This is a genomic window from Streptomyces sp. NPDC046465 (assembly GCF_040646035.1).
GTDB lineage: Bacteria > Actinomycetota > Actinomycetes > Streptomycetales > Streptomycetaceae > Streptomyces.
This window is the reverse complement of record NZ_JBEYZK010000005.1, coordinates 333,076-353,733: the sequence shown is the minus strand read 5'-3', so window position 1 is coordinate 353,733 and position 20,658 is coordinate 333,076. Positions and strand designations below refer to the sequence as shown.

Here is a 20,658-nt window from a genome sequence, read left to right as displayed (position 1 = left end):
CGGGCGGCGGTGGAGGGCGCGAGCGGAGTGATGAGGGTGCGAGTACGGGACCTGGACGAGGACGCCGGGCGCTGTGAGCGGTCGGGGCGGGCAACCGGCGCGCTGGTCGGGCGGGGCGAGGAACTCGGGGCGCTGCGCGGCTTGCTCGCCCGGGGCAGGCTGGTCACCGTGGTCGGCGGGGCCGGCGTCGGCAAGAGCCTGCTCGCCGAGCACGCGGCCGTCGCGGCGGGCGGCTCGATGCCGGACGGCGTGGTGCGGGTGCGGTGGTGGGACGGGACTCCCGCGCGCCGACGGTCCGTCGCGGAGACGGTGGCCGATGCGATGGCCGACGTGGCCGGAGGGGCCGGAGGGGCCGGAGAGGCCGGGGCGTCGGTCGGTGTCGCGGAGTTGGTGGCGCGGCTCCGGTCCCGGCGGCTCCTCGTGGTCCTCGACGACTTCGATCCGGTGCGCGGCGCATGCGTACGGCTCGTCCGGGCGCTCCTCGACGACACGTCGGGGGTACGGGTCCTGGCCGCCGGGCGGCATCCACTGGGCCTCGGCGAGGAGGTGGTGCTGCGGCTCGGGCCGCTGAGCGTCGCGGGTCGCGGGAATGGCGGGGCCGACGAGACCGACGGCGGCGCGGAGCAGGCCGTGGGCCCCGCCGTGGCGCTGTTCCTGCAGCGGCTGCGTGCCGCCCGGCGCCACTCGGGCCAGGACGGCGGCCCCGCGTGCGAACGTGATGGCCCCGCCCGCGGCGACCACCCCGACGAGCTGCGCCTCGCGAGCGACATCTGCCGACGGCTCGAAGGCGTGCCGCTGGCCGTCGAGTTGGCGGCGGCCCAGGCCGCGCAGTATCCGCTGGCCCAGCTCGCGCGGATGCTGGAGTCCGCGCAGGGCTGGCTCGGCGTGGCCGACGCGCCGCTGCGCAGGCACCGTTCGCTGCGGGCCGCGGTGGGCGCGGGGTACGCGCTGTGCGGCACTGCGGAGCGGACCGTGTGGGCCCGGCTGAGCGTGTTCACCGGCGGCTTCGACGAGGACGCCGCCGCGTACGTGTGCTCGGGCGGCGGGGTCGACGCGCAGGACGTGCCCGCCACGCTGGCCCGTCTCGTCCTCGCCTCCGTCCTCGAACCCGTCGGCGACCCCGGCGGTGTCCTCACCCCCCGCTACCGGATGCCCGCCGCGGCCCGCGGCTTCGGCGCCGAACGGTTGCAGTCCGCCGGAGAGACGGCGTCGGCCCTCAGTCGGCATCTGCACTGGTACGGCCATGTCGCCTCCACCGCCCACCACTTGTGGAGCACCGGGATGCACGAGCGGGCCGCCTCGCTCGTACGTGACGACGAGGCCGAGCTCCGTGCCGCCCTCGCCCGGGAACCGAGCGGCTCCGACCAGGCGTCGGCGGCCCTCGCGCTCGCCGTCGACCTGTGGTTCTGGTGGGCGGTCTGCGGCCACGCCGACGAGGGGCGCTCCCTGCTGGGGCGGCTGCTGCCGCTCGCCCAGCCCGACGCCCGCAGGTCGGGGCAGGCCCTGTGGCTGTCCGGCTGGCTCGCCGTGTGCACCGACGCGCCGGAAGCCGCCGAACTGCTCGGCCAGGCCTGGCGCGTGGGCGTGCTCGCGGGTGACGACGCCACCGTCGGGCGCGTCTCGCACGTGCTCGGCGCACTCGCCCTTGAGGACGGCAGTACGGAACGGGCCATCGCCCATCTGCGGGAGGCCGCCGACACGATTCCGGTGCACGCGGAGCACGGCCCGGCCGCCGCCGTCAGCTGGGCACTGCTGGCCGTGGCGCAGGCCAGGGTGCGGCCCTCCGACGCGTGGCGCAGCGTGCGTCGCGCGTCGGCGGGCCCGCAGCCGCGGCACGACCTCTGGACCCGTTCCATGACGCAGTACGCGCAGGCCTTCGTCGACCATGTGCGCGGCCGCCGCAGCCGCGCCTGGCGCCGCGCCCACAAGGCGCTCGCCGGAGCCCTCGGCGTCGCGGGGGCGGCGAGGGCACTCGGGGCGGCGGGTACGGCCGTGGCCGGGCCGCCCGGCGCCGCACTCATCCACCAGCTCATCGCGGACATCGAGACGGGCCCGCCGTCGGCTTAGGCGGGGCACACCTCCCAAAGGGGCGAGGCGCCCCCCGAGCATGCCTCCGGCAGAAAGCGACGCAATCCGTACCGAAGTAGACTCGGAGACCTGCGAAAAAGGGAGAAAACATGTCGATCGGGCCAGGTCTTGCAGGGATGCCCGCAGAGGAATGGAAGATTCGAACCGGCGAAGGAAAGGAGTACGCCTTCGACACGGAGGAGGAAGCCCGTGACGCGCTCCCTGAATACGGCGAGGGAAGCACCCTCTGGAAGCGGAAGGTCTACCGCGGGATCGCCAATCTCACCATGTCCCCGGACGGCTGGACGCAGGTGAACTGACCTCTCCCCCTTCCCGCCCGGCCCTCACCGCACCCCCGCCCCTCACCGCACCCCCCGCCCCTCCAGCATCACCTGCCAGCCCGGCACGGCCCGCGTCGACGTCTCCGTCCGGGGCTGTGTCGCGCGGCGGCGGCCGCCGCGGCTGAAGAAGTCGGCGAGGGGCAGCGTCGCCGCGCCCACCGTGACCGCGTCAGGGCCGAGTCGGCCCAGTTCGACGGTGGCGCGGGCGGCGGGATGGCGCAGCGCGTACGCGCCGGTGTACCGCCGGACGGCGGGCAGCAGGTGCGGGCCCAGCTGGAGGCCCGCCCAGCCGCCGACGAGCACGCGCTCGGGGCCGAAGAGGTTGACGAGGTCGGAGATGCCCGCGCCGAGGTACTCGGCGGTCTCGTCGAGCACGGCGACGGCGACCGGATCCGGCGCGGTGCCGTCCTGCGGGTACGCGGCCCCCAGGAGGACGCTCACGGCGGTCTCCTCGTCGGCGCCGGGCGGCAGTATGCCGCCCTCTTCCTGCCAGCGCGCCAGGACGGCCTCGGCTCCCGCGTACGCCTCAAGGCAGCCCCGCGCGCCGCAGCGGCAGCGGCGGCCCCGGACGCTGACGGTCAGGTGGCCCCACTCGGCGGGGCCGCCCCGCGCGCCGCCGTGGATGACACCGCCGGTGACGACGCAGGCGCCGACGCCCGAGCCGATCAGCACGATGGCCGCGTCGCGCACGCCGCGTCCGCCGCCGAACCACATCTCGGCCTGGCCGAGGGCCCGCGCGCCGTTGTCGACGAAGTAGGCGGTGTCGGCGGGTAGTTCGACGGCCTCACGCAGGAGCCGTTCCAGCGGGACGGCGTCCCAGCCGATGGTCTGGCCGTGCACCACTGTGCTGCCGTCGTCGTCGCGGTCGACGATGCCGGGCACGCCCACCCCTACGCCGATCAGAGAGCCGTCCGGGGCGCCGGGCCCGATACCGGCCTCCGCCGTCACCTGCGCCACGCCTTCTCCGATGTGGCGGACGATGGTCGCGACGTCGTAGCCGGATTCGGTCAACGGGCGTTCCGTGCGGGCGAGTTCCGTGAGGCCCAGGTCGAAGGCCTCCACCCGGACGCGCGTCTCTCCGACGTCGACCCCGATGAGGCGGCCGCTCGACGGCGCGACGCGCAGCAGCGTGCGGGGGCGCCCGCCGTCGGACTCGACGCTGCCCGCCTCCTCCAGGAGACCGTCCGCGGTGAGCTCGGCGACGACGTTGCTCACGGAGCCCGAACTCAGGCCGGTCGCCGGTCCGAGCGCCTGGCGGCTCATCGGCCCGCCGAAATACAACCGTTGCAGTACCGAGGCGCGGTTGCCCACGCGCAGGTCGCGCACCGTTCGACTGCTCCGCTCGGCCATGTGGCTCCTCTCCGGTCGGCAACATACCCGTGCGCGACCCCTTGACGCGACTATCTCTCAGGTTTTAACTCACGTCCTAAATTAAGCCGTGAATTCGTTCGGACGCCGAACTCGGCGCGCTCCCATGCCCGTTCACATTCCCTGCCAACAACCACGAAAGGGACGGATCCGCCATGCGCAGACTCCGAGCTGTGGCGACTCTCGCCACCGTGACCGCTCTCACCGGTGCCACCCTCACGGCCTGCGGCGGCGGCACCGGCGGAGGCGGCGAGGGCAGCAACGCCTCGCCCAGGACGCTGACGTACTGGGCGTCCAACCAAGGACCGAACATCGCGGCGGACAAGAAGATCCTCACGCCCGAGCTGAAGAAGTTCGAGGAGGAGACCGGGATCGAGGTGAAGCTGGAGGTGATCCCCTGGTCCGACCTGCTCAACCGGATCCTGGCGGCGACCACTTCCGGCCAGGGCCCCGACGTCCTCAACATCGGCAACACCTGGTCGTCCTCGCTGCAGGCGTCCGGCGCCCTGCTGCCCTGGGACACGGAGAACTTCAAGGCGATCGGCGGCAAGGACCGCTTCGTCGACGCGGCGCTCGGCTCGACCGGCGCCGCGGGCAAGGACCCGGCAGCGGTGCCGCTGTACTCCCTGTCGTACGCCCTCTACTACAACAAAGCGATGTTCGAGGAGGCGGGGATCAGCAAGCCGCCGGCCACCTGGGACGAGCTGGTCGCCGACGGCAGGAAGCTCTCCAAGGGCGGCAAGTGGGCCCTGGGGGCCGAGGGTTCGAACCTGGTCAACAACATCCACCAGGCCTTCGCCCTCGGCAAACAGCACGGCGCCGACTTCTTCGACGCGCAGGGCAGGCCGACCTTCACCTCGCACGGTGCGGTGGCCGCCGTGAAGCAGTACGTCGACTTCATGGCCAAGGACAAGATCGTCGCGCCGGGCAACGCCGAGTACGCGCGGAACCAGTCGCTGCGGGACTTCGCCCAGGGCAAGACCGCGATGGTGCTCTGGCAGGCCGCCGCGACCACGTTCGAGGCCCAGGGCATGAAGCCCGACGAGTGGGGTGTCGCTCCCGTACCCGTGGCGTCGGGCAAGCCCGGCGTTGACCGGCGGGTCAACTCGATGGTCGCGGGCATCAACATGGCCGTCTTCAAGAACACCGACAACCTCGACGGTGCGCGCAAGTTCGTGAAGTTCATGACGAGCGACGCCGAGCAGGCCCACCTCAACAAGGCGTACGGATCGATCCCGCCGGTCGAAACGGCCCAGGAGGACGCCGCCTTCGACCGCGCCGACACCGCCGTGCTGCGCGACACGCTCCGCAAGAGCGCGGCGCCACTGCCGCAGGTGCCCAACGAGTCGCAGTTCGAGACGTCGGTGGGCACGGCCATCAAGAAGCTGTTCGCCGACGCGGCGGCCGGGCGGGCGGTGACCACGGAATCCGTGACGTCCGAGCTGTCCAAGGCCCAGCAGCAGATGCCGAAGAGCTGAGCGCTGTCCCATGACCACGCTCACCACACCGCCCAAGCCCGAGGAGCGGGCCGAGCCGCCCGCGGGCAGGCGTAGGCTACGTCTGCGCCTGCCCGCGCGCCTGCGCCGCGTCTCGCTCCCCTACCTCCTGCTGCTCCCCGCGCTGCTCCTCGAACTCGTCGTCCATCTCGTGCCGATGGCCGTCGGCATCGTGATGAGCTTCAAGGAACTCACCCAGTTCTTCATCCGCGACTGGGGCACGGCGCCGTGGACCGGCCTGGACAACTACAAGCTGTCGGTGGACTTCGACGCCCCGGTCGGCGAGGCGCTGCTGCACTCGTTCTTCGTCACCGTGGCGTTCACCGTCTTCTCCGTGGGCCTGTGCTGGCTCATCGGCACCGCGGCGGCGGTCTTCATGCAGGAGCACTTCCGCGGCCGCGGTCTGCTGCGGGCCGTCTTCCTCATCCCGTACGCGCTGCCGGTGTACGCCGCCGTCATCACCTGGTCGTTCATGTTCCAGCGCGACACGGGGCTGATCAACCACGTCGTCCACGACCAGCTGGGGCTCACCGACAGCCGCCCGTTCTGGCTGATCGGCGACAACAGCTTCATCGCCCTCCTTACCGTATCGGTGTGGAAGGGCTGGCCGTTCGCCTTCCTCATCGTCATGGCGGGGCTGCAGAACATTCCCAAGGAGCAGTACGAGGCGGCGGCGATCGACGGCGCGGGGATGTGGCAGCAGGTGCGGCGCATCACGCTGCCGTCGCTGCGGCCGGTGAACCAGGTCCTCGTCCTGGTGCTCTTCCTGTGGACGTTCAACGACTTCAACACGCCGTACGTCCTGTTCGGCAGGTCGGCGCCCGAGGCCGCCGACCTCATCTCCCTCCACATCTACCAGTCGTCGTTCGTCACCTGGAACTTCGGCACGGGCTCCGCCATGTCGGTCCTGCTGCTGCTCTTCCTGCTCCTGGTGACGGCCGGGTACCTCCTGGCGACCTCGCGGGGAAGGAAGGCCGCCGATGTCTAGCCGCTCGCCGATGGCCGCGCCACGTTCGTTCCTGTGGTCACGGCGGATCTTCCTGACGCTGCTCACCGGCTTCGTCCTGCTGCCCGTCTACGTGATGGTGAGCAGCTCCCTCAAACCGCTGCAGGACGTGTCCGGCTCGTTCCGCTGGATGCCGAGCGGGTTCACCGTGCGGCCGTACTTCGACATCTGGAAGACGGTGCCGCTGGCGGACTACTTCATGAACTCGCTGGTCGTGGCGGGCGCGGCGACGCTGTGCTCGGTGGTCATCGCGGTCTTCGCCGCGTACGCGGTCAGCCGGTACCGCTTCCGCGGCAGGCGGGTGTTCACCGTGACCGTCCTGTCCACGCAGATGTTCCCCGGCATCCTCTTCCTGCTGCCGCTCTTCCTCATCTACGTCAACGTCGGCAACGCCACGGGCATCGCGCTGTTCGGCTCGCGCGCCGGACTCATCCTCACCTACCTCACGTTCTCGCTGCCCTTCTCCATCTGGATGCTGATCGGCTACTTCGACTCGGTGCCGCGCGAGCTGGACGAAGCGGCGCTGGTCGACGGGTGCGGGCCGCTCGGCGCGCTGTTCCGTGTCGTGGTGCCCGCAGCGATCCCCGGCATCGTCGCGGTCGCCGTCTACGCCTTCATGACCGCCTGGGGAGAAGTGCTCTTCGCCTCGGTCATGACCAACGACACCACGCGCACCCTCGCCGTGGGCCTGCAGGGCTACGCCACGCAGAACGACGTGTACTGGAACCAGGTCATGGCCGCCTCGCTCGTCGTGAGCATCCCCGTCGTCGCCGGCTTCCTGCTGCTGCAGCGCTATCTCGTCGCCGGACTCACCGCCGGAGCCGTCAAGTGACCCGCCAAGTGACCCGTCAAGTGACACCTGCCGAAAGGAACTCCGTGACCGACCCCTCCTCCCTGGACCTCTCCGCGCTCCCGCAGGACTTCGCGTGGGGTGTGGCCACGTCGGCGTACCAGATCGAGGGCGCCGTCGACGAGGACGGCCGCTCGCCGTCGATCTGGGACACCTTCGCCCGCGTCCCGGGCGCGATCGACGGCGGCGACACCGGTGACGTGGCCTGTGACCACTACCACCGCTGGCCCGAGGACATCGCGCTGATGCGGGAGCTCGGCGTCGGCGCCTACCGCTTCTCGCTGGCCTGGCCCCGCGTGGTGCCCGGCGGCGACGGACCCGTCAACGCTGCGGGGCTCGACTTCTACGACCGGCTCGTCGACGCGCTCCTGGCGGCGGGCATCTCGCCGAGCGCGACGGTCTACCACTGGGACCTGCCGCAGGTGCTGCAGGACCGCGGGGGCTGGCCCGAGCGCGAGACAGCCGAGCACCTCGCGGCGTACGCCTCCGTGGTGGCCGAGCGGCTCGGCGACCGGGTCACCCACTGGGCCACGCTCAACGAGCCGCTCTGTTCCGCCTGGATCGGTCACCTGGAGGGCCGCATGGCACCGGGCCTGACCGATCTGACGGCGGCCGTACGCGCCTCCTACCACCTGCTGCTCGGGCACGGGCTCGCGGCGCAGGCGATCCGTGCGGCGGCACCCGGCGCGCAGGTCGGCATCGTCAACAACCTCTCGCCGGTGCGGCCCGCCTCGGACCGGCCCGAGGACATCGCCGCGGCCCGGCGCGCCGACGGGCACACCAACCGCTGGTGGCTTGACCCGCTGCACGGGCTCGGCTTCCCCGCCGACATGCGCGAGGTGTACGGCGTAGAACTCCCGGAACGAGCAGGCGACTTGTCGACCATCGCGCAGCCGCTCGACTGGCTGGGCCTCAACTACTACTTCCCGGCGATCGTCACCGACGACCCGGCGGGCCCCGCACCGTTCGCCCGCCAGGTCCACCGGCCCGAGGTCCGGCACACCGGCATGGACTGGGAGATCGACGCGGACGGCCTGGAGAGCCTCCTGATGCGGCTGACCGGCGAGTACGGGGCACGCAGGCTGTACGTCACCGAGAACGGCTCGGCCTACCCGGACGTCGTGCGCGCCGACGGCACGGTCGACGACGTGGAGCGCACCCAGTACCTGCGCGAGCACCTGACGGCATGCGCCCGCGCCGCCCGCCGGGGCGCCCCGCTGGCCGGCTACTTCGCGTGGTCGCTCCTCGACAACTTCGAGTGGGCCTACGGCTACGACAAGCGCTTCGGCCTGGTCCACGTCGACTACGCCACCCAGCGCCGCACGGTGAAGTCCAGCGGCCGCCACTACGCGGACCTCGTGCGGGCCCACCGCCTCGGGACCGCGCGGGCTGCCTGAGCGGGGGCGGGGTGCGGGCCGCGGGCTCAGGTCGATCACACGGTCACCCGTACGCGCTGTCGCCATGCGCGCGCGGCCTCACCTCGTCCGCATAACGTCCGGTTTGCCCCAGCTATCGGGGCTCCCCCGGCGAAGGAAGACCTCCCCCCATGCTGACGACGACCGTCCCCACAGCCATGCGACCTCCGCTCCACCGCACCGACCCGCTGATCCGCATCGTCACCCTGTTCCTTCTCTCCCTGCTGACCGCGGCGAGCGGATTCCTGGTCGCCCCGGGGCAGGCCCACGCCGCCCAGGCCCCGGCCGCTTCGGCTGTCGTGCTCGCGCCCTGCACCAGCGACGACGCCGCCGTCTGCATGATCCGGGAGATGACTCCGGAGGAGCGCGAGCAGGCGCGCGAGACCCGGATGCGCTACCACGGTCTGCTCGACGAGATGGAGTCCGTGGCCGCCGACATGCGGGCCTCGGGCGCCTCGGACGAGGAGATCGCGCGCAAGCTCGTGGACATGCGCAACGAAGCCAAGGACATCACGCGCGCGGGCATGTCGCCCGAGGCCGTGCAGGCCCTGGAGGCCCGCAACATGAAGAAGTACGGCAACCCGCTGGGCCCGACGGCGGACCAGCAGTTCGCGAAGTACGGCAGCTGGAGCGCGGTCATCGAGGCCGCCACCCGGAGCAGCGCGGCCGTGGACCAGGAGCTCGGCCTGGCACCGCGCGGCCGATGACTCGTCTGGCGGACTACGACCGGCACGGCCGGGTGTGGGACCTGGCCCCCGCGACGGGGCTCCTCTCCCCCGCACCCGGCGGCCCCTGCCACGGCTTCGTCCACCTGCCCGGGCACGACGAGCACGCGGCCGCAGCGCTGTACGCGGCGGGTCCCGAGGCCGGGACGCTCTGGCTGCAGTACGGGGCGCGCCGCTGGGACTGCGCGACGGTGACCGTGCGGCAGGCGGACCTGCCGAGCGGCGGCCGCCGGTTCACCGTCGAAGGCTCCGGCGGTTCCGGCGGCGGCCCTGAGTACGAGTTCGAACTCCCTTACCCCGCACCGGACACCGGCCCCTTCGACCCGGCCTACGACTGGGTCGACGCGCTCGCCGACGACTTCTTCCTCTGGGCGGCGGACCGCCTCGCCACCGACGAGTCCCGCCGCACGCTCCTGAACCACTTCCTGGCGGGCTTTCCGGCTCCCTGATTCCCGGCTCCCTGATTGCCGGGCCCGCCTCAGCGCGTGATCGCGCCGAGCAGCGCCTTGGCGCACAAGTCCCGCACCTGCTCCCGCGTCAGGTCCGGTTCCTGGAGCCACTCCAGGCAGACCGCCACCATGAACGCGAGCCAGCCCCGCACGGCAAGACGCACCGCGGGCAGGTCCTGGGTGATGTCGGCGGCGCCCGGGTCCGCGGCGAGAGCGGCGAGGATCTGGCGCTCCTGGGCGGCGAGGCCGTTGCGGTAGACCTCGCGGACCAGCGGGTCGCCCGCGGCCTCGGCCCGGTGGAAGGCGCGGAATCCCTGTGCGTGGCTCTCCACATAGCCGAGGAAGGCGTCGAGGCCGGTACTGATCTGCTCGTGCACCGGCAAGCCGGGCTCGGCCGCCGTCAGGCGCAGCATGCGCTCGCTCTCACGGTGCACGACGGCGGCGAAGAAGTCCCGTTTGGTCGGGAAGTAGTGGTACAGGAGGCCGCGCGAGACACCGGCGATCTCCGCGACCCGCTCGATCCACACGTCGTCGTAGGGCTTCTGTGCGAACAGCCGCGCCCCGACCGAAAGCAGCTGCTCACGCCGCTCCTCGGTGCTCAGTCTGCGGCGCGTGCGCTCCTGCTGGTTCGCGGCCATGCACGCACCTTACTTGACGCGAATTCAATAGCGGTACCAGACTGGGATCTCCTATTGAATCCACGTACAACAGGCCCAACGGGCCCGTCGGACAAGGGAGATGGGCACATGGCGCAGACGACGCGGTCCGCGGCGGCGAACAGTCCGGACGGGCCGGGCGCGCCCGGCCCCCTCCAGAAGGGTTTCCGCAGCGCCGAACTCGGCTGGCCCGAGCTGCACCGGATACCGCATCCGCCGCGCCGGCTGCCGCTCCTCGGCGACGTGCTCGGCGCCAATGTCCGGACACCGCTGCAGGATTCGATGAAGCTGGCCCGCCGGCTCGGCCCCATCTTCCGGCGCAAGGCGTTCGGCAAGGAGTTCGTCTTCGTGTGGGGCGCCGGTCTCGCCGCGGACATGGCCGACGAGTCGCGGTTCGCGAAGCACGTGGGCCTCGGCGTCGCCAACCTGCGCCCCGTCGCGGGCGACGGCCTCTTCACGGCGTACAACCACGAGCCCAACTGGCAACTGGCCCACGACATACTCGCGCCCGGGTTCAGCCGCGAGGCGATGGCGGGCTATCACCCGCTGATGCTGGACGTGGCACGCCGGCTGACGGCGCGCTGGGACGAGCGGGAGTCGGCGGGCCGGGCCGTGGACGTGCCGGGCGACATGACGAAGCTGACCCTCGAGACGATCGCCCGCACCGGTTTCGGGCACGACTTCGGCTCCTTCGAACGGTCCGCACCGCATCCCTTCGTGTCCGCGATGGTCGGCACCCTCTCCTTCGCCCAGCGGCGCAACGTCGTGCCGCCGCTGCTGACCCCGCTGCTGCTGCGCGGCGCCGACCGGCGCAACGACGCCGACATGGCCTACCTCAACCACACCGTCGACGCGGTGGTCGCCGCCCGCCGCGCCGCGCCCGGCCGGGGCGGCCACGGCGACCTGCTCGACCGCATGCTGGACGTCGCCCACCCCGACACCGGGGAACGGCTCACTCCGGAGAACATCCGCCGCCAGGTCATCACGTTCCTGGTCGCCGGGCACGAGACGACGTCCGGCGCCCTGTCGTTCGCGCTCCACTACCTTTCACGCAACCCGCGGGTGCTCGCCCGCGCGCGGGCCGAGGTCGACGAGGTCTGGGGCGCCGAGGACGAGCCCGCGTACGAGCAAGTGGCCAAGCTGCGCTATCTGCGGCGGGTGCTCGACGAGTCGCTGCGGCTCTGGCCGACCGCGCCGGGGTTCGCCCGCGAGGCACGCGAGGACACCGTCCTCGGAGGCGTCCATCCGATGCGCCGCGGCGCGTGGGCGCTGGTCCTCGCGACGATGCTGCACCGCGATCCGGCGGCGTGGGGCGAGCACCCCGAGGAGTTCGACCCCGACCGGTTCGCCCCTTCGGCCGTACGCGCCCGGCCCGCCCATGTCTTCAAGCCGTTCGGCACCGGCGCACGCGCCTGTATCGGCCGTCAGTTCGCCCTGCACGAGGCGACCCTGGTGCTCGGACTGCTCCTTCGCCGCTACGACCTGCACGCCGATCCCGGCTACCGGCTGCGCATCGCCGAGCGGCTCACCCTGATGCCGGACGGCCTCACGCTGCGGCTCACCCGCCGCGCCACGGGCGCGTAGAGCGCCGTTGTCAGACCCGTGCGCAAGAGTGGAGGTGGCATCCCGCGATGCCGTACACGCCACCCAGCGCAGAGGAGTCGCTCGACATGACCGGCACGACGTCCGAGGAACTGCTCGCCGCCCAGGCCTGCTTGCGTCTGCTGCACACCGCCCGCGCCGCGCTCTCCGACTCCGCGTCGGTCTCCCCGGTAGCCGCGGCGACGCTGCTTGCCGGGCCGATCGCGGAGGCGGACGAAGCACTGCGCCGCGCGGGCTTCGCGGGCAACGAGGCAGTGCTCATCGACCGGATCTACGACCTGGCACCGCCCCCGCGAACCGCCGACGGGGACACCCATTCCGGCCGGGTCCCGAAGACCCGGTCCTGCGCCCGAGAGGGGAGTCAGTCATGAGCGCGGACGACGGCAACGCCTCGTACGGCCACAAGGAGTTCAAGCGTTCCAAGAGCCACTTCGCGGACCGGATCACGGCGGACGGCGCCGACGGCTGGCCCGTCGAGGCGGGGCGCTACCGCCTGGTGGTGAGCCGGGCCTGCCCCTGGGCGGGCCGCTCGCTGGTCTCACGGCGGCTGCTCGGCCTGGAGAGCGCCCTCTCGCTGGGCGTCACCGACCCGATCCAGGACGACCGGAGCTGGCGGTTCACGCTGGACCCCGGCGACCGCGACCCGGTCCTCGGCATCCGCTTCCTGAGCGAGGCGTACGAGGCACGGGAGAGCGGCTATCCCGGAGGGGTCAGCGTCCCCGCGGTCGTCGACGAACCGAGCGGCAAGCTGGTCACGAACGATTACCAGCAGATCACGCTTGACTTCGCCACGGAGTGGACCGCCCTGCACCGCGAGGGGGCGCCCGACCTGTATCCCGAACCGCTGCGCGACGAGATCGACTCGGTGATGGAGGGCATCTTCCGCGACGTCAACAACGGCGTGTACCGCGCGGGCTTCGCCCCGGACCAGTCGACGTACGAATCCGCGTGCCGCGATGTCTTCCGCCGTCTCGAGCTCACCTCCGAACGCCTGGCGAGCCGCCGCTATCTCGTCGGGGACACCCTCACGGAGGCGGACATCCGCCTGTTCAGCACGCTGGTGCGGTTCGACGCCGTCTACCACGGCCACTTCAAGTGCAACGTACGGAAGCTGACCGAGGACCCGGTCCTGTGGGCGTATGCCCGCGATCTGTTCCAGACCCCGGGGTTCGGCGACACCATCGACTTCGACCACATCAAGCGCCACTACTACCAAGTGCACGCGGGCATCAACCCGACCGGCATCGTGCCGCTGGGCCCGGACCTCGCCGAGTGGCTGACGCCGCATCACCGGGAGGAGCTGGGCGGGCGGCCCTTCGGTGACGGCACACCGCCGGGGCCCGTGCCTGCCGGGGAGGAGGTGCCGGCCACCGGGCGGCCCTGAAGTCACCGCTCCTCCGCCCGGCCCGGGACCTGCTGCCAGGTGAACTGGTCGCCGCCCACCCAGCGCACCGCGTCCGGGTCGTCGAGGTCGTGCACGGTGATGCCCGCCATGGCGGCCGCGTCCAGGACGTCCGTGACGGTCTTCGCCTTGCCGACGACCTGGCCGTCGATCTCGACGATGCGGAAGGGCGGGTGCCCCGGCTGGACGCCGAGGACCGTGATACGGGGGTTTGCCATGTAAAAGTACGCTTCGGTCATGCCTGGAAGCCTTCCACGGTGACCGGGCGCGGCCACCTCGCCTGTCGGCCGCTCGGGCTACCCAACGCGTGGTTGTGACCCGGGGCCGAGCAGTTGTTTGATCAGCGGACCGGTCGCTCGCTTGGATGTCATGCGGCAGCACGAGGCTGCCCGGTGAGTCCTTCGAGGAGCGGCGGGGCATGGCGGGGAAGCGGTCGCTGGGGCGACGGTTCGGGTGGCTGTGGGCGGCGTACACGGTCAGCACGTTCGGGACGCGGCTGGCGTTCGACGCGTTCGCCATGATCGCGATCCTGACCCTTGACGCCGGGTCGGCGGAGGTGGCGGTGCTCGCGTCCGCGGGGCTCGCGGTGGGCGCGGCGGCGGCGATCCCGCTCGGGCCGTGGGTGGAGGTCCGGCGCAAGCGGCCCGTGATGGTGGCGATGGACCTGGTGCGGTGTGCGGCGCTGCTGAGCGTGCCAGTCGCCTTCGTGCTCGGCCTGCTCACCTTCGCGCAGCTCCTCGTCGTCTCGGTGGTGGTCGCCGCGGCCGACATCGGGTTCGGGGCGGCGAGCGGCGCGTATCTCAAGACGCTCGTGGCCCCGCAGGACCTGCTCGTCGCCAACGGCCGCTTCGAGTCGACGGCCTGGACGGCCACCATGCTGGGGCCGCCGCTCGGCGGGGCCGCGGTCGGCCTGTTCGGCCCGCTGTTGACCGTTGCGGCCGACGCCGTCAGCTATCTGCTCTCCGCGGTGGGCCTTTGGGCGATCGGCGGCAGCGGCGACGAGCAGACACCTCCCGTGCGCTCCGGGGAGGCGAGGCGGCTGCGCGCGGGAGATGTGCTCGAAGGCTGGCGGTTCATTCTGGGCAGCGCGGCTCTGCGGCCGCTGTTCCTCAACACCGTCCTGGTCAGCGGACTGATCATGGCAGCCTCGCCGCCGCTCGCCGTCCTCATGCTCGGCCCCCTCGGCTTCGCGCCCTGGCAGTACGGCCTCGCCTTCGCGCTGCCCTGCCTGGGCGGCCTCGTCGGCGCGCGGCTGTCCCGACGCCTCGTCGCCCGTTACGGGCAGCGCGCGGTCATGCTCGTGGCCGGCACGCTGCGCGCCTGCTGGTCCGTCGGGCTCGCCTTCGTACAGCCCGGCGCCGCCGGGCTCCTCCTCGTCGTGGCCGTGGAATTCGGGCTCATCACGTGCATGGGGGTCTTCAACCCGGTGTACGCCACGTACCGGCTTGCGCGGACCCCGGCGGACCGGGTCGCCCGCACCCTGTCCGCCTGGTCGGTCAGCAGCAAGGCCACCGTCGCCGCCATGACCGCGCTGTGGGGTCTGCTCGCCGGTCTCACCGGCCCCCGCACCGCCATCGCCGTCGCCGGTCTTCTCCTGCTCGCCACCCCGCTGCTGCTGCCCCGGGCCGACCGTTCGGCGCCGGAGGCAGTGCGCGTTCCCGCCCGTTAGGGCGTTCTGCGGAAGCGCCCTAGGCCAGCCGCTCGACCGCCTTGAGGGCCTGCCCCGCGCCGTCCTCCGCGGCCATGGTCCTGGCGAGGCCCGCGGCCGCCCGTCCGTACGTCTCCTCTCGCACCGCTCGCCCGAGCGCGTCCGCGAGACGGGGTGCGGTGAGGTCCTTGAAGGGGATGGGGTCGGTCGCCGCGCCGAGTGCGGCGAGGCGGCGGGCCCAGAAGGGCTGGTCCGCGGTGACCGGGACGGGGACGGCCGGGACGCCCGCGCGCAGCGCCGCCGCCGAGGTGCCCGCGCCCGCGTGGTGCACCACGGCCGCCACCCGGGGAAACAGCAGGGCGTGCGGCACCTCACCGATCGTCAGGACGTCGTCGCAGGACGCCGCGAGGCCGGCCCGGCCCGCCTGCAGCACGCCCCGCAGCCCGGCCGCGCGCAGCGCCCGCACCGCGAGCTCGCTCAGCCGCTCGCCGTCACCGCCCGCCATGCTGCCGAACCCGATGAACACCGGGGGCGGCCCGGCGCGCAAGAAGGCGTCGAGGTCCGGCGGCAGGCCGCTCGCCGGGTCGTGGTGCGGCCACCAGTTGCCGACGACGTCGAGCCCGGCCCGCCAGTCCGCGGGTCTCGGCACCACGGCGGGGCTGAATCCGTGCAGCACGGGCCACCCCGCCCGCTCCTGCCGGGCGCGGACTTGGCCCGGCGTGGCGGCGGGCAGCGAGAGGCGGGAGCGCAGATCGCGTACGGCGTCGGCGTAGACGCGGTCGACCATGCGCAGCGCGAGCCCGCCGAGAACGCGGTTCCCGAAGCCGCCGAGGGACCGCGCGGCCCCGACGACGGGCGGAAACGCCCGGGTGGGGTGCGCCGGTTGGAGGTACGCCCCGAGGGCCGGTATCTCCATCGCCTCGGACAGTTGCCAGCCGAGCGGCGCCGTCGTCGTGGAGAGCACCAACAGGTCGGCGCCGCGCACGGCCGCGTCGACGAGGCCGCCGCCGAGTGCGCGCACGAAGACCGCGGCGGCCCGCATGAGTTCCTTGCCCCCGTCCGCACGCTGTTGGTCGTCCGTATCGGCGGGCAGTTCGCGGAACTTCAGGCCCGCGGCTTCGACGAGCGGGGCGAACGTGCCGTGCGTGGCGAGCGCGACATCGTGTCCGGCTTCGCGCAGCCGGAAGCCGAGGCCGGTGTAGGGGGCGACATCGCCGTACGAACCGGCTGCGGCGATCAGAATGCGGGTCATCGGTTTCCTCCACCCTCAATCTCACCTTTAGGGTGAGGGTCACTCTCAGGCTCATGTCGAGCCTCCTGCTCATGCCGGGCCTCCTGGCTGCCCCGGGCCTCCGCGTTGGCGCGTACCGCCGTACGCAGATACGCGGCGAGCCCCGGCCGCTGCTGGGACGTCGGCACGACGAGGGCGAAGGCTCGCGGGTCGTCGGCGAAGTCGTCCGCGATGCGCAGGTGCATGTCGAGCGGGCACGGGGTGAACCAGCGGGCGAGGTGCTGCCGGTGCGCCTCGGCCAGGTCACGGGCCCGTGCGCCCGCCGCGGGCTCTGCGGCGTCGAAGGCGGCGAGCAGCTCCTGCCGCCACTGCGCGGCCTCGCCCATGAGCCGCGCCCAGTCCTCCTTCGAGTGCGTGGCGGCGCTCTCCATGGCTGCCCGGTGCCCCGCGCTGTCCTGCCACTTCAGCTCGGCCTCGGTCGCGTAGCTCAGGTCGAAGGTGATCTCACCGAACACCTCGGACCGCTCCCGAGGGCTGAGGCTCACTCCGGTCCGCTGGAGCTCCATGGCCCGTTCGGTGACCTCCGCGAGGCGCTCAAGATCGTCGATCTGCTCGCGCAGCGCCCGGTGCCTGGCCTTCAGCAGGCCGAGGGCGTCGGCCTGCGGACCCGTGAGAATCCCGGCCGTCTCATCGAGGGTGAACCCGAGCTCGCGGTAGAAGAGGATCTGTTGCAGCCGGGCCAGGTCGGCGTCGTTGTACAAGCGGTAGCCGCCGGGGCTGCGCTCGCCGGGCGTGAGCAGCCCGGCCCGGTCGTAGTGGTGCAGGGTGCGGACGGTGACGCCCGCGAATCCGGCGACCTGACCGACGGTGTAACTCATGGACCTCGCCTTTCGTCACCGCAAGCCTGCAGCCTGACGCGACGTGAGGGTCAACCGGGGGTGCCGAGGCAGGCTCTCAGATCAGCTGACGCAGCAGATGAGCACAGGCCGCCGCCTCGTCCATGTGCCGGGCGAGGGGGTGGTGCACGCCCCGTTCGTACGTTCCGACCTCCCACGCCCCGCCGTCGGCTCTGCGCAGATATACGAAGTCGGGTGGGGTGGGGGCCGGTTCATGGACGCCCTCGATCCAGTAGTAGCCGTCGGCCACGTGTGCGGCGCGCAGGGCTGCCGCTGCTTCTCGGACGTCCATGTCGCGATAGACCCTAGACCTTCGCCTGCTCCAGGTAGCCGTGCTCCAGCAGCCACTTCACATTGAGGCGCTGCCCCTCGCCCGGGTCCACGAAGGCCGGGTCCAGCTTGATCTGCTGTCCCTTCCCGGGCTGCTCGAACCACGGGGCGATGCTGCCCTGCCAGACGCGGAACGGCTTGATCACCTTGTAGACGTGGTAGTCGCAGGCGAAGGCGGCGTCGCGGGTGTTGAGGTTCTGCGGGGGCAGTGCGCGCTTCGCGTAGGAGTCCCCGGCGGGCGCGAGGTACCCGCCGTACTCCGAGCCGAAGCGGTCCAGCTTCTGGCCGCGCTCCAGGCGCTCGCGGTGCTTGTCGACCTTGCCGTTGACGGTGCCGAAGCCGTCGTTGGGCGGGTATTTCCAGCTGCCGCTTTCCGCGGGGCCCTCCCAGTACTCCTTGAGGAAGGCCTGCGGTGACAGCTTGCCCGTCCGCTTCCAGTTCTTCAGGAGCGGTCCGACGGGGCGCTGCCACTGCTTGGGGAGCCAGGCCGGGCCGAGCCGGGCGTCATCGTGAAACTCTCCCGTGCACGGGTCGTGCGCCGCGGCGGCGCTCACCGGGGGCGCCGGTGCGGCGGAGGCCGTGCTGACGGCGGGGGCGGCCGCTGTGGCGCCTGCGACGGCCAACGCGGCCAGGACAGTACGTATTCGGATCACATGGCTGTGGTCCACTCGGCAACTCCTCATGCGGGTGCGCGCGGTCGGGTCGGTCCGTGCTGACCGCACTGCGTATGCGGTCGACGTCAGGTGCGGCGCACACCGTATAAGAGCAGCGGCTCTCAGTGGTCAACTCGTCGGGAGGGACGCCCTCTGATGGCCGAAATCCCCCCGTAGCGGTCCTCCGACGCGCGGCCCGGCCGGTTCCACGGGCCCGCCCCGTGACACACATCGGACACGGCCCACGACACCCTTGCCCCTCCCATCATGTACGGGACACTGTGTCTGCCACATCCGTCACCACCGACGCACGAGGTGCAGGCATGACAGAGGTGCGGGCATGACCAGTGGAGCAGGGCCGACCACGGTTTTTGGCAGCGGCCACGGGCGGCGGCGGTTCATCGGCGCACTGACGGGAGTGGCCGCCGCGGGCGCGGTGTCGGCGGCGGCGGGCTGCGCCACGCCGACCGCGGCGGAACGAGAGCGCCCCGAGCGCGCCCACCGCGACACCGCCTCCTCCGCCGCCCACCGGCCGCGCCGCGAACGGCAGTTGTTCCTGGGTACATACACCTCCCAGGAGGGCGGCGGCGGGGGCATCGGCCTGGCGACGTACGACGACGTGACAGGACGCATCACCGGCACCGGCACGCTCACCGGCGTCCCCGACCCTTCCTATCTGGCGCTACACCCCTCGGGCCGCACCCTCTACGCCGTCAACGAGCGCGCGAAGGGCGGCGTGACCGCTGTCGCGCTCTCGCCGTCCGGCGACCACGAGGTCCTCGGCACCCGCGACACCGGGGGCGCGGGCCCCTGCCACCTCTCCGTGCACCCCGGCGGGCGGTGGCTGCTCAGCGCCAACTATTCCTCCGGCAGTGTGGCCGTCCACCCCGTCGAGGCGTCCGGCGCGCTGGGCGAGCGGACCGACCTGGTCGAGCACTCCGCGCCGCCGCCGGGGCCCGGCCAGCAGGGGCCGCACGCCCATCAGATCAGCACGGCCCCGGACGGCCGCCACGTACTCGCAGTCGACCTCGGCAACGACACCGTCTATACGTACCGCCTCGACGAGAAGGCGGGCACGCTCAGCCGCGTCTCGCACGTGACCGTGCGGCCGGGCGCGGGCCCCCGCCACCTCACCTTCCACCCTTCGGGCCGTTTCGCGTACCTCGCCAACGAAGTGGACGACACAGTCGTCGTCTGCGGATACGATCCCGCCACCGGCCGCCTCACCCCGGGCGAGCCGCAGGCGACGGGCTCCGGTGAAGGCACCAACTATCCGGCCCAGATCGTGGTGACGCGCGAGGGCCGCTTCGCCTTCCTCGCCAACCGGGGGCACAACAGCATCGCGCGGTACGCGATCGAGCGCGGCGGCGCCCGGCTGCGACTTCTGGACACGGTCTCCGTCGACGGCGACTTTCCGCGACAGCTCGCGCTCTCCCCGTCCGGGCGGCTCTTGTTCACCGCGAACCAGAAGTCGCATTCGGTGAGTGTCTTTCAGGTCGACGAGCGCACCGGAGATCTGCGCCTCACGGGCAAGCCGTTCAAGGCGCCGATCGCGGTATGCGCGCTGCCGCTCTGAGTGCAGCACTGCCGCGAGGCGTTCATTCGTACGTGCCCGTCGCTGCGGTCAGACGACCATGACCCGGCGCCCCCGCGTGTGACCGGCCTTGCTGTCGATGTGCGCGGCCGCCGCCTCGGCGAGCATGTACGACTTCTCGACCGGGATGTGCAGCTTTCCCCGCGAGATGAGGCCGGCGGCCTCGGCCAGCGCATCCGGCACGCTCCCGGCCACGCCGGAGAAGCGGACACCGAGGTCCGGTGCGCCGAGATCGGCGATGGAGATCACCTTCCGCGGGTCCCCGGTCAGCTCGACGAGCTCGCGGATCACGCCGGACCCGGACAGATCGAGAGCCGCGTCGACCTGACCGAGGTGCCGCACGCGCTCGACCCAGCCCTCGCCGTACGTCGTGGCGACGGCCCCCAGGCCGCGCAGATAGTCCTGGTTCGCGGCTCCGGCCGTGCCGATCACGGAGATGCCGCGCTCGCGGGCGATCTGCAGCACAGCCGATCCGACTCCCCCGGCCGCGCCGCTGACCAGCAGTGTCTGTCCGGGGCGCACACCGGTCTCGCGGATGATGCGCAGCGCGGTCTCCACCACGGAGGGGTACCCGGCCGCCTCTTCGAACGTCAGGCCCTCGGGCATGCGGGCCCAGGCCGAGAGGACGGCGAACTCGGCGTAGGTGCTCGCCCCTTCGCCGAACACGTGGTCGCCGACCGCGACCCCTTCGACACCCTCACCGACCTCGTCCACCACTCCCGCGGCATCCTGCCCCACGCCGGAGGGCAACTTCGTGGGATGCGCACCCAGGACCTGGCCTTCGCGGACCCGCCAGTCGACGGGGTTCACGCCCGCCGCCCGTACGGCGATGCGTATGTGGCCGGGGCCCGCGTGGGGCTCCTCGGCGTCGATGAGGTGCAGGACATCGGGGCCGCCGAACTCGGCGAAGCTCACTTTCTTCATGCCGC

21 protein-coding genes are annotated in these 20,658 nt (G+C 72.2%); 13 read left to right on the top strand and 8 right to left on the bottom strand.

Annotation, left to right across the window (positions count from 1 at the left end; genetic code table 11):
- The first annotated feature begins 30 nt into the window (after positions 1-30).
- Both ABZ953_RS10830 and ABZ953_RS10825 read left to right on the top strand, forming a co-directional pair.
- On the top strand, positions 31-2,067 hold the full coding sequence (locus ABZ953_RS10830) for a hypothetical protein (RefSeq protein WP_361720082.1): 2,037 nt from the start codon (positions 31-33) through the stop codon (positions 2,065-2,067).
- Positions 2,068-2,177: 110 nt separating this feature from the next.
- Entirely contained in the window at positions 2,178-2,387 is a 210-nt protein-coding gene (locus tag ABZ953_RS10825; RefSeq protein WP_361720079.1) for a hypothetical protein, read from the top strand.
- Between the two features lie 42 nt (positions 2,388-2,429).
- On the opposite strand, the gene ABZ953_RS10820 is transcribed toward ABZ953_RS10825, so the two are convergent.
- Positions 2,430-3,758 carry an ROK family protein gene (locus tag ABZ953_RS10820; RefSeq protein WP_361720076.1) on the bottom strand — a complete coding sequence of 443 codons (1,329 nt, stop codon included), beginning with the start codon at positions 3,756-3,758 and terminating at the stop codon, positions 2,430-2,432.
- A 173-nt stretch (positions 3,759-3,931) separates the two neighbouring features.
- Here ABZ953_RS10820 and ABZ953_RS10815 point away from each other — a divergent pair, with 173 nt between their 5' ends.
- The 6 genes from ABZ953_RS10815 (at position 3,932) to ABZ953_RS10790 (ending at position 9,717) form a co-directional block, all read left to right on the top strand.
- Positions 3,932-5,254, top strand: a complete 1,323-nt coding sequence (locus tag ABZ953_RS10815; RefSeq protein ID WP_361720073.1) for a sugar ABC transporter substrate-binding protein — start codon at positions 3,932-3,934, stop codon at positions 5,252-5,254.
- Positions 5,255-5,264: 10 nt separating this feature from the next.
- Positions 5,265-6,260, top strand: coding sequence for a sugar ABC transporter permease (locus tag ABZ953_RS10810; protein WP_361720070.1), 996 nt, complete (start codon positions 5,265-5,267; stop codon positions 6,258-6,260).
- Positions 6,261-6,270: 10 nt separating this feature from the next.
- Positions 6,271-7,110: a carbohydrate ABC transporter permease gene (locus tag ABZ953_RS10805; RefSeq protein WP_361720205.1), complete on the top strand. Its 840-nt coding sequence runs from the start codon at positions 6,271-6,273 to the stop codon at positions 7,108-7,110.
- A gap of 44 nt (positions 7,111-7,154) precedes the next feature.
- Positions 7,155-8,525 carry a GH1 family beta-glucosidase gene (locus ABZ953_RS10800; RefSeq protein ID WP_361720067.1) on the top strand — a complete coding sequence of 457 codons (1,371 nt, stop codon included), beginning with the start codon at positions 7,155-7,157 and terminating at the stop codon, positions 8,523-8,525.
- Positions 8,526-8,674: 149 nt separating this feature from the next.
- Positions 8,675-9,250 carry a hypothetical protein gene (locus tag ABZ953_RS10795; RefSeq protein WP_361720064.1) on the top strand — a complete coding sequence of 192 codons (576 nt, stop codon included), beginning with the start codon at positions 8,675-8,677 and terminating at the stop codon, positions 9,248-9,250.
- Positions 9,247-9,717, top strand: a complete 471-nt coding sequence (locus tag ABZ953_RS10790) for a hypothetical protein (RefSeq protein WP_361720061.1) — start codon at positions 9,247-9,249, stop codon at positions 9,715-9,717. The genes ABZ953_RS10795 and ABZ953_RS10790 overlap by 4 nt, the downstream gene beginning before the upstream one ends.
- 29 nt (positions 9,718-9,746) lie before the next feature.
- Here the strand turns inward: ABZ953_RS10790 and ABZ953_RS10785 are convergent, their stop codons facing one another.
- Positions 9,747-10,355, bottom strand: a complete 609-nt coding sequence (locus ABZ953_RS10785; protein WP_361720058.1) for a helix-turn-helix domain-containing protein — start codon at positions 10,353-10,355, stop codon at positions 9,747-9,749.
- Between the two features lie 108 nt (positions 10,356-10,463).
- On the opposite strand from ABZ953_RS10785, the gene ABZ953_RS10780 reads away from it, so the two are divergent.
- The 3 genes from ABZ953_RS10780 (at position 10,464) to ABZ953_RS10770 (ending at position 13,359) form a co-directional block, all read left to right on the top strand.
- The gene (locus tag ABZ953_RS10780; RefSeq protein ID WP_361720055.1) at positions 10,464-11,957 is read left to right on the top strand and encodes a cytochrome P450; all 1,494 of its coding nucleotides are present in this window, start codon (positions 10,464-10,466) and stop codon (positions 11,955-11,957) included.
- Between the two features lie 86 nt (positions 11,958-12,043).
- Positions 12,044-12,346, top strand: a complete 303-nt coding sequence (locus ABZ953_RS10775) for a hypothetical protein (protein ID WP_361720052.1) — start codon at positions 12,044-12,046, stop codon at positions 12,344-12,346.
- The gene (locus tag ABZ953_RS10770; protein WP_361720049.1) at positions 12,343-13,359 is read left to right on the top strand and encodes a glutathione S-transferase C-terminal domain-containing protein; all 1,017 of its coding nucleotides are present in this window, start codon (positions 12,343-12,345) and stop codon (positions 13,357-13,359) included. Before ABZ953_RS10775 ends, ABZ953_RS10770 begins: the two co-directional genes overlap by 4 nt.
- Before the next feature lie 2 nt (positions 13,360-13,361).
- Here ABZ953_RS10770 and ABZ953_RS10765 read toward each other — a convergent pair whose 3' ends face one another.
- On the bottom strand, positions 13,362-13,616 hold the full coding sequence (locus tag ABZ953_RS10765; RefSeq protein ID WP_361720046.1) for a hypothetical protein: 255 nt from the start codon (positions 13,614-13,616) through the stop codon (positions 13,362-13,364).
- Positions 13,617-13,795: 179 nt separating this feature from the next.
- Between ABZ953_RS10765 and ABZ953_RS10760 the strand changes: the two genes are divergently transcribed.
- On the top strand, positions 13,796-15,046 hold the full coding sequence (locus tag ABZ953_RS10760; RefSeq protein WP_361720043.1) for an MFS transporter: 1,251 nt from the start codon (positions 13,796-13,798) through the stop codon (positions 15,044-15,046).
- Positions 15,047-15,065: 19 nt separating this feature from the next.
- On the opposite strand, the gene ABZ953_RS10755 is transcribed toward ABZ953_RS10760, so the two are convergent.
- From ABZ953_RS10755 to ABZ953_RS10740, 4 genes are all read right to left on the bottom strand, one after another.
- Complete coding sequence (locus ABZ953_RS10755) at positions 15,066-16,277, bottom strand: glycosyltransferase (RefSeq protein WP_361720040.1); 1,212 nt, start codon at positions 16,275-16,277, stop codon at positions 15,066-15,068.
- Entirely contained in the window at positions 16,274-17,134 is an 861-nt protein-coding gene (locus tag ABZ953_RS10750) for a MerR family transcriptional regulator (protein ID WP_361720037.1), read from the bottom strand. The genes ABZ953_RS10755 and ABZ953_RS10750 overlap by 4 nt, the downstream gene beginning before the upstream one ends.
- A 76-nt stretch (positions 17,135-17,210) precedes the next feature.
- Positions 17,211-17,444 (bottom strand): hypothetical protein, encoded by a 234-nt coding sequence (locus tag ABZ953_RS10745; RefSeq protein WP_361720034.1) that lies wholly within the window; start codon positions 17,442-17,444, stop codon positions 17,211-17,213.
- A gap of 13 nt (positions 17,445-17,457) precedes the next feature.
- Entirely contained in the window at positions 17,458-18,135 is a 678-nt protein-coding gene (locus ABZ953_RS10740) for a TNT domain-containing protein (protein WP_361720202.1), read from the bottom strand.
- A 340-nt stretch (positions 18,136-18,475) separates the two neighbouring features.
- On the opposite strand from ABZ953_RS10740, the gene ABZ953_RS10735 reads away from it, so the two are divergent.
- The gene (locus ABZ953_RS10735) at positions 18,476-19,711 is read left to right on the top strand and encodes a lactonase family protein (protein ID WP_361720032.1); all 1,236 of its coding nucleotides are present in this window, start codon (positions 18,476-18,478) and stop codon (positions 19,709-19,711) included.
- Positions 19,712-19,759: 48 nt separating this feature from the next.
- Here the strand turns inward: ABZ953_RS10735 and ABZ953_RS10730 are convergent, their stop codons facing one another.
- Entirely contained in the window at positions 19,760-20,653 is an 894-nt protein-coding gene (locus ABZ953_RS10730) for an NADP-dependent oxidoreductase (RefSeq protein ID WP_361720030.1), read from the bottom strand.
- Positions 20,654-20,658: the final 5 nt, after the last annotated feature.